Origin of the sequence: Colwellia sp. BRX10-9 (assembly GCF_014077405.1) — a bacterium.
GTDB lineage: Bacteria > Pseudomonadota > Gammaproteobacteria > Enterobacterales > Alteromonadaceae > Colwellia_A.
Genome location: NZ_JACGVV010000061.1, coordinates 1 through 7982 on the forward strand (window position 1 = coordinate 1; position 7982 = coordinate 7982).

Annotated in this window: 11 protein-coding genes and 1 rRNA gene; 1 reads left to right on the forward strand and 11 read right to left on the reverse strand. The window is 34.3% G+C overall.

Going from position 1 to position 7982, the window contains the following annotated elements; translation table 11 throughout:
* Nucleotides 1–494 precede the first annotated feature (494 nt).
* On the forward strand, nt 495–887 hold the full coding sequence (locus H4J69_RS19090; RefSeq protein ID WP_182218634.1) for a biopolymer transporter ExbD: 393 nt from the start codon (nt 495–497) through the stop codon (nt 885–887).
* A 355-nt stretch (nt 888–1242) separates the two neighbouring features.
* Here H4J69_RS19090 and H4J69_RS19095 read toward each other — a convergent pair whose 3' ends face one another.
* From H4J69_RS19095 to rrf, 11 genes are all read right to left on the reverse strand, one after another.
* On the reverse strand, nt 1243–1887 hold the full coding sequence (locus tag H4J69_RS19095) for an NAD(P)H-binding protein (protein ID WP_182218632.1): 645 nt from the start codon (nt 1885–1887) through the stop codon (nt 1243–1245).
* A 330-nt stretch (nt 1888–2217) separates the two neighbouring features.
* The gene (locus tag H4J69_RS19100) at nt 2218–2511 is read right to left on the reverse strand and encodes a hypothetical protein (RefSeq protein WP_070375257.1); all 294 of its coding nucleotides are present in this window, start codon (nt 2509–2511) and stop codon (nt 2218–2220) included.
* Between the two features lie 91 nt (nt 2512–2602).
* Nucleotides 2603–2836: a hypothetical protein gene (locus tag H4J69_RS19105; RefSeq protein WP_182218630.1), complete on the reverse strand. Its 234-nt coding sequence runs from the start codon at nt 2834–2836 to the stop codon at nt 2603–2605.
* 115 nt (nt 2837–2951) lie between these two features.
* Nucleotides 2952–3530, reverse strand: coding sequence for a hypothetical protein (locus H4J69_RS19110; protein ID WP_070375259.1), 579 nt, complete (start codon nt 3528–3530; stop codon nt 2952–2954).
* A gap of 117 nt (nt 3531–3647) precedes the next feature.
* Nucleotides 3648–4109: a DUF2846 domain-containing protein gene (locus H4J69_RS19115; RefSeq protein ID WP_182245133.1), complete on the reverse strand. Its 462-nt coding sequence runs from the start codon at nt 4107–4109 to the stop codon at nt 3648–3650.
* 11 nt (nt 4110–4120) lie between these two features.
* On the reverse strand, nt 4121–4615 hold the full coding sequence (locus tag H4J69_RS19120; RefSeq protein ID WP_182245134.1) for a DUF6265 family protein: 495 nt from the start codon (nt 4613–4615) through the stop codon (nt 4121–4123).
* 142 nt (nt 4616–4757) lie between these two features.
* Nucleotides 4758–5117, reverse strand: coding sequence for a hypothetical protein (locus tag H4J69_RS19125; protein ID WP_182245135.1), 360 nt, complete (start codon nt 5115–5117; stop codon nt 4758–4760).
* Between the two features lie 130 nt (nt 5118–5247).
* Nucleotides 5248–5598 carry a hypothetical protein gene (locus H4J69_RS19130; protein ID WP_182218621.1) on the reverse strand — a complete coding sequence of 117 codons (351 nt, stop codon included), beginning with the start codon at nt 5596–5598 and terminating at the stop codon, nt 5248–5250.
* A 75-nt stretch (nt 5599–5673) separates the two neighbouring features.
* Entirely contained in the window at nt 5674–6213 is a 540-nt protein-coding gene (locus H4J69_RS19135) for an ArsR family transcriptional regulator (RefSeq protein ID WP_182245136.1), read from the reverse strand.
* Between the two features lie 118 nt (nt 6214–6331).
* A complete protein-coding gene (locus H4J69_RS19140) occupies nt 6332–6850 on the reverse strand; it encodes a DUF1697 domain-containing protein (RefSeq protein WP_182222993.1) in 519 nt (172 codons plus the stop codon).
* 1019 nt (nt 6851–7869) lie between these two features.
* Nucleotides 7870–7982: ribosomal RNA gene (gene rrf, locus H4J69_RS19145) — 5S ribosomal RNA — on the reverse strand; the annotation flags it as partial.

Consider the following 7982-nt stretch of genomic DNA (forward strand, 5'->3'; position numbering starts at 1 on the left):
ACCTTATCTATAAAACGTTAAGTTAACTACTTTACTCTAAAGTGATGTAGATAACTTATCAAAACAGCTCTTTCGTGGTTCGTTTTGACTGAACCCCTTGGAACTGGAGCGCATTCTAGACATTTTCTAAAAACTATCAAGCACTATTTTCATCTTTTTGTTTGTTCGAATGAAAAACAAGCAGACAGGATGATATTAAAACATATATCTACTAATAACTCCCCTACAGCTATTTATAAGCACTATAAATCTGGACCTATTTTTACTTTAACTCATCATGTCGAAGATCAAATAGTATTCTTCAGCGTACAAATATCAATATGTTGTGCTGCATATTTAGTTAATTTACTCATCTCACCTATTAATTAGTCGTTTTGTTTTTACTTATTTACGAATAAATTCGTATCTATATTGTTTTATCGATAATTTGAACTAATCTAAAAGATATACGAAATAACTCGTAGAATATAACTAACAAGTATTGAGGTACCAGGATGAGAAGAAATAGACTTTATGAAGACCAAAAAGCTGAAGCAGATATGACACCTATGCTTGATATTGTTTTTATCCTTTTAATATTCTTTATTGTGACCACCTCATTTGTTAAAGAACAAGGTTTCTTAGTGAATAAACCCGATGGCGGCAATCCTAATCAGAATAATAATCCTATGTTACTTATAAGAGTAAATGAAAATGGTCTTGTTTCCTTAAATGGTAGAATTACAGATATTGAAAGACTACCAGCAAATATAGAAAATTATATGGCTACTAACCCAGTATCTGCTGCTGTTGTGATCCCTCACGCAAATACAAATTATGATAATGTAGTTAAGGTTATCGATCACATAACTATGGTTGGTGGGCTTACGGTATCTATAGGAAAATAGTTTATATATGAGGGTTAGTCTTTTGATGGGCTAACCCTTTAAACTCAGGTTCCTGTTATATATGTGCTTCGATATATTAAGGTCAATCATATTAGTTTTTATAACCCGCTAGTCACTAAAATGACATTTAACTCTGTTAATGCTGACAGTAATAATCAAGTACTTGGCATCTAGCTTGTGTTATTAGCTTTTACATAGACAAAGCAGACTATTAACGACACCTAATACACTCTTATTACAAGAGACGATTAACTCATTATCCCCGGCGCTTAACCTGCTCCCTACTTAATATTGTTTATTAGTAAAAAATTATTAATCTGGTAATAAGTCTACCTATGTATAATGCTGTTGATCACTAAATAAAAACTTCATCAAGACAAAAAATCTCTATTGACGGACCAAGCTCCTGGCTAGACAAGACCATTCTTGCTGCTACTTGCTCACCCGTTATCGGGCGGAAGCGTCGTAGCAAGGGTATAATGCATAAAATAGGCATGAACCAACTAGCCATTTTTTCACCTAAGCGAAATTCTGTTCGTTGACCAAGTAGTAATGACGGTTGAAAAATACTAATACGTTTAAAGGGTAATTGTTTTATTCTCTGCTCCAAAAGACCTTTCATTTTCAGATACGAATTATTACTTTGATCATTAGCCCCAGCAGAAGAAACGAGTAGGTAGTGATTAACACCGTTGCTTACTGCTAATTGTGCTGCTTCAAACTGGTAATCAAGATCTACTCTACCTTGTTCCACGATTGAACCCGCTTGCTTAACTGTTGTACCAAGACATGAAAATAAAATGTCCGCATGAAATAGTGTGATGTAATTATTGAGGTGTTCGAAGTCCACGACTTGATTACAAACTTTTGTTGATGTATGTGGGGAAGACCTACGTGTTAGTGTAATAATTTCACTAATATGGTCACTGCTAACGAGTTGATCAACTATCGCCCGACCGACTAACCCGGTAGCGCCTATAACTATAGCTTTTTTTGCCATTACACTCTCTCTAGTATTATCCCGGAAAATTGATGCTTTTTTACTGTGTCGAAAATATATTGAGCTGAATTAATGCAGGGATAAGATAACACCTCGTTAAAAGGATAATCATTGTTAACTGAAATTTATGAAAACCTATACTAGCTGACAATTTATCGTCGGTCTATATTGGCTTGTAGCTTTGTTATTGGCATGGTGTCTCTGAAGTTCTTTTATATAAGTAGATAAAAGTAGTCCAACGCAATAATTACATCGGTTATGCCACCCAATTATATTAGAACGGTCGTTAGCCAACTGTATTTTGTCCCTGTTTAAATTCTGGTGATGTTTTTATACCGACGATCTCACTATTTTTAGAAAATAACCAACCATTAAAGAGACTAACAAACCAAAAAATGAAACAAGTGCAGATACGAGTAAAACTGCTACACCAATATTAGCCGTTTCGGCTGTATTTTCGTCTAAGCCTAGGTAATTAGACTGAAAAACAAAAATAAATAATAGTGATACTACAACAATGGCCAGAGTTGAATACATTGATGCTTGCCAAAATGAGTTAGGAAGTTTCCAATGAACGCCACCCGCAATTAATATAGATAATCCAGCTAGTAAATATGGGACCAATGCTCAAACCTCTCAAAAAATATAGTTGGCTAAAATGGAAAACGAAGTGAAAACAGCCAACTGTATCTTCCGTTCGAGTTATTGTTAGGGCTTATTGCTTATGAAGAGTAAACGATGTTTTTTTTGATGTTAATCGCTTTGCTGATAATATTTTATAATAACCAAGTGATATGCCTGATTTTACAAATGCATAGCTTAACGTATTCCCTTTATATGGGAAAACGTCACTAATTTGATCTTGTTGCAACTCCATATTTATTAATTCGTCATAAGAATTAAATGAAGAAGTTAAAACGTCTAAACCATCAACTTGAATAATATCCATAAATTGTGACCTTATACCCTCAAGCCCTATTAAGAGACAAATGAATGTTAGCTAAAATAAACAAGGAAGGAGTATATAGCCAACTGTTATTTTTCCTGCTTAATGGCTTATGCTATTAAAACTCGGTGAACTGAATATTATTAAAAAACGCATCACTATCGTTTTGTAATGTTGAATATCCAGTATCTACAAAGTAACGACTAGAGTACTCAATATTTACACCTACTGTATTTTTCTTAGGATGTTGGCAATTATAGCCAATACTTTCAAATAACATTGAGGCTTTGCCTCCTTGAATTTTAGCATTAGTATCTTGAGATATTGAATGGTATTTAACACAAACAGCACCATTAAGTGATGAAAGGTTTTCGGTGTTTTCTTTGTTTTCAAATCGCCCCGTATTTGGGGCAGATGCTCTCGAACTAACAATATATTCTAGAAACTTTTTATCTGAATCTAAACTTGGCAATTGAAATATAGAAACATTTACAACTTGCGATTCATTTTTATTAACGCCTTTACTCCCAAGAGATGATTGATAGCCTGAAGCAGTAATAACCACCCAATCTCCATTTTGTGGAGGGAGTGTCGTTACACCATAAATGTTAATAGGGCTATTTGAATTTACAATGGGTGCGACAGTCGCACACGAAGCAAGAAATAAACTTGATAATAATACTATAATTTTAAACACTAACTTTCCTTAGTAGCATAGCGCCACGTTAAGAGGCTTTTAATTGTTGGCTAAAATATCAAACGAAGCGGAACCTAGCGACGGTTAAAAGTTCTGCTTTAATGGCTTATTATGAGGCTACATACTCGAATTAAGTACTTTTAAATCGTTTGCAGCTTGTTCTTTATTAACTTCAATTAATCCCGCAGCCCCCGAAAATGACATCACTGTCCCCATTGATGTTGCATCTTGAAATTCTATATCGAACCTTAAGTAGTATGTCTTACCTTTTTCCATATCAATATTTCCAATTACATCTCCAAAAATCCAATTATCTAGAAATGAAGTTGAACCTATTTTTATCTCATGTGCCCCCGGCTCTAGGTGAGTTAAGACATAACCAGAATTTTTTAAAGAAAACTTTTCTTTACCATCGATAAAAATGGTTGGCCAAGTTCCCCCTTGAAAGAATTTAGATGGCCTATAAATATATAAAGAACTCTTATTTACAGCTGTATTTTCAAAACCTTTAAACCGATCTCCAGAAGCAGAACATCCACTAAAAAGTAGTGTGCATATAGTCAGAAATAATACTCTCAATTTGAAAAACCTCATAACGCCTCATTAAGAGACAAATAATTGTTGGCTAAAATAGCGACATATATATTAATTTCGTTGTCGCTAACCTTCTCAATAGTCATGCCGTTGAAGTAAACTTTATTTTCCATAACTTTGACCAATACAAAATCAATAGCTTTATCTTTCTTCTCCCATCCTTTTAAGTCTCTATGAAAATGCTTTAATCTAAAGATAAGTGTTCCATTTTCTTCGGATATTGTCTCAATTTCATAGAATTGTACTTCATTTTCAACAACAAGCTTAAATGCTCCCATCATGCTCCCGCCAACAGCAGGCGACCATACTTCTTCAATGAGGCCACCAAATGCTTCCCCTCTCCAATGACCTGAAAGCCATTTCACTACACTTAAATCAGCAGCAGGTGACTGCTGCTTACCTTCTAAGAATAATATGTTAGGGAATTTATCATTTGCTAAAATACCAAAACAAAATAGCATAAGGAAACAAAGTGCACTTTTTTTAATCATTTTATTGCTCCATGACAAGTTGGAATAATCTGACCACATAACGCCCATTAAGAAGCTTTTAATTGTTAGCTAAAATAAACAACGAAGGAGTATTTTATAGCTAACTGTTACTTTTTCTGCTTGAATGACTTTTTATAAATCGTTAATCACTACACTCGACTTTGGCATAATCACCGCCACCAACTGTACTATCAGGTATAGTAAACCCTATATTTTCAGCAGTTTGCGAATGGTTTTCGTGAATAGTAAACACATGTAACTTTCCTGTTCCCCCTCCACAGACTGAGGGGTAATCAACCAGTATTAAATTACCACAACTTTCAGCTTTAACTTCAATACCGGCTTCTTGCAGATAACTCTTAGTTAATGATATTGATAAACCATTATCCTGACACTGTAACTCCCCTGTACTTATATATACTTCAATATTATTGTCAGAGTCCGATTGGTTGCAACCGGAAAGAGATACCAGCATTGGTAGCATTAGATAAATAAATTTCATAGCGTACTCCGTTACTTTATTTAGATTTTTAGCACCCCATTAAGAGGCTTTTTATAGTTGGCTAACATGTGAGGCGAAGCGGACTTAGCCAACAATTTTTAGCGTAGGTTTGAATAACTTGCTATTTTTACTATGATACAGAAGCATTTACAACTTCCAACGTTCCATTGCGCTGTATTATGTGAACGAAAGCTAAGAACTCATCATCTGATTTTGAATACCCTTGTTTCCAGAAAACCCTTACGTCACTTTTTTTTCTAATAACACCAACCAACTCTCGTTTTGTAAAAAAACCAAGAGTTTCTTGATATGCTTTGCACTGTTTTTCAAGTTCATCTTTAGTGACGATACTTTTCATATTGTCACTAAAGTCTCGCACATGCTTTTCATGGTCAATTTCAGTGGAAGCATCCATAAGGTTATCCATTATAGGATTAACTATTTCCAATATTTCGTCATTTGAAAGCTTCAACCAATTCATGAATACTCCTAGATAGCTAGCTAAAATTAGTTACAAAGGAGTAAAAAATCAAATTTTTTATTCCTTTTGAAAGACTTATAGTTTTATTTGCCAAACTAGTGTCGTACCATCTTTACCTTTATTTATATAACCTACGCTCTCTAAATAGTACAACGAAAAGGTTACTAAATTTGTACTTGTTAAAAGAATATGAGCGAGACCTCTTGAAGTGAAAGCCTCATTAGGGTGCTCTTTAAGGTAATTGAGTACCTGTTCATTTAGGCTTACCTCCATTTCTTCTATCGTTGATTCTGCAACCTTTTTAGGATCAATTTTTTTGCCGCTTGCAGTTGCATCTGAAATAGCTTTTTGAGTTGCGTTAGTAACTGCCTTTTTAATGTTATTTATTTGAAGAAAATCAGTTTGATCATCAAAGTCACTGGGGGCATATAAGACATGGTGTTTAAAAATAAGCACACCAAAAAAAATTAAGACGATAAGTAATGGGAATAACATTACAAAGTACACAAATATAGATTGAACTTCGGGAGGTAATGCAATTAAAGCCCCTGTTGCAAAAGCCTCTGCTGTACCCGCAAAAATAGCAATAATTGTTAGAGGGTTACTTACTTTCATTTACTTTACACCTGACTTTGAAAAAAAATAACGCCTAGTTAGGCGCAAAAATATAGTTGGCTAAAATGTTGAACGGAGTGAATACAGCCAACTTTATATTTTCCGTTTGAAGTTCCTGTTATGCATTTTTTAGCATAGTGCTAATTTTATTAATAGTATTTAGATTTCTACCTGTCGCACTTTGACCTAAACAAGACTCTACATTTGCTACTAGTTTTGAACGACCTATGCCTTCAGGTGCATATAAATAAAGGACATTACCTTTAACTGTATACTCTTCAGAACTTGATATATATTTATTTAACTTATCTTGAACTAGGTTGATATTATTTTTACAAAAGTAAAAGTGTACAAATTTACCTTCAAATTCTTTGTATGGATTATTTAAAGCTGATGTTGAGAACACTGATTCTTCTAAAGAAAAAACCGCAGGAGCAAAGCCAAAGTTCTTGGATATAATACTTTGCACTTGCTCTGTTGGATTTTTAGGGCTTTTTAAAACGATATTGCCACTTTGGATATATGATGAAACACTTTCATAGCCACTTTGTTCCAAAAGCGGGACAAGCTCTTTCATCGGTAATATATTATTGCCCCCAACATTGATCCCTCTGAATAATACGATGAATTTTTGCACCAAATTCCCTTAAATGTCTAACGCCTAACTAGCGGCGCGAAATTGTTGGCTAAAATAGCGAACGGAATGAAACCAGCCAACTGTCTTTTATCCGTTTGAATGCTTTGTTAGTATCAACACATTCAAAATAAGCCATTTTAACTAAATGATAATTAAGTAGAACTTAACACCATTCAATAATTTTTTATCGTGTCAATACATGCCAAATCACATATGCCCAAGACAAGAAACCGTGCAGAATTGCCCATAAGATTGACTTATTTACGCTCCATGAAATAGCAATTGAAAGAGCTGTTCCAAATGTAATTCCATACTTTACTATTTCTTTCCCTGAATTATCCATTAATGACATTCCTAGTTTGGTTATTTTTATTAAGTATTATCAATTATAAGCATAATACTATGATGCATTGATATATCAGGGAGCTGGTACTCCCCGATAAGCGGTTTAGTTCAACAGCTTATATGGAGACTACTCACTAATGTACATCCATAAATTAAATTTATTACTCATTAATATCACATATTTTTAACAATTTAGGAATAGTGAACTTTTAAATTTCATCACTATTTGGATATTACTGAGACTTATCACTAGTAACACAAGGCTAGGTCATCAGAAAATATATTATAAATATTTTAAGTTCAACAATACACGCGAAGTAATCACTACTTCTTATATTATTGAGATAGTGATCTTCTTACCGCCACCTAAAATCAATGAATGATTTTGTCGTCATTTACAGTGGTGCATCAGGATGTAATTCGCTTACTAAGCAAACGCGATTATGAAGGGTTATTCTGCTAAGTTTTCAAACGACAGAAAGCAAAAAAGCCGACTCTTTCGGATCGGGTTTCTGTAAATAGAGGCTTAGCAATGTCCTATTCTCACATGGGCATGTCGGACATAAGTCACACTACTGTTGGCGCTACTACTATATTAGTTACAAATCTTGTGTTTTCAAACGCCAGAAAGCAAAAAACCCGACTCTTTCGAATCGGGTTTCTCTTAATTAGAAGCCTAGCAATGTCCTACTCTCACATGGGAACTCCCACACTACCATCGGCGCTACTGCGTTTCACTTCTGAGTTCGGAATGGGATCAGGTGGTGCCACAGTGCTATTGTCGCTA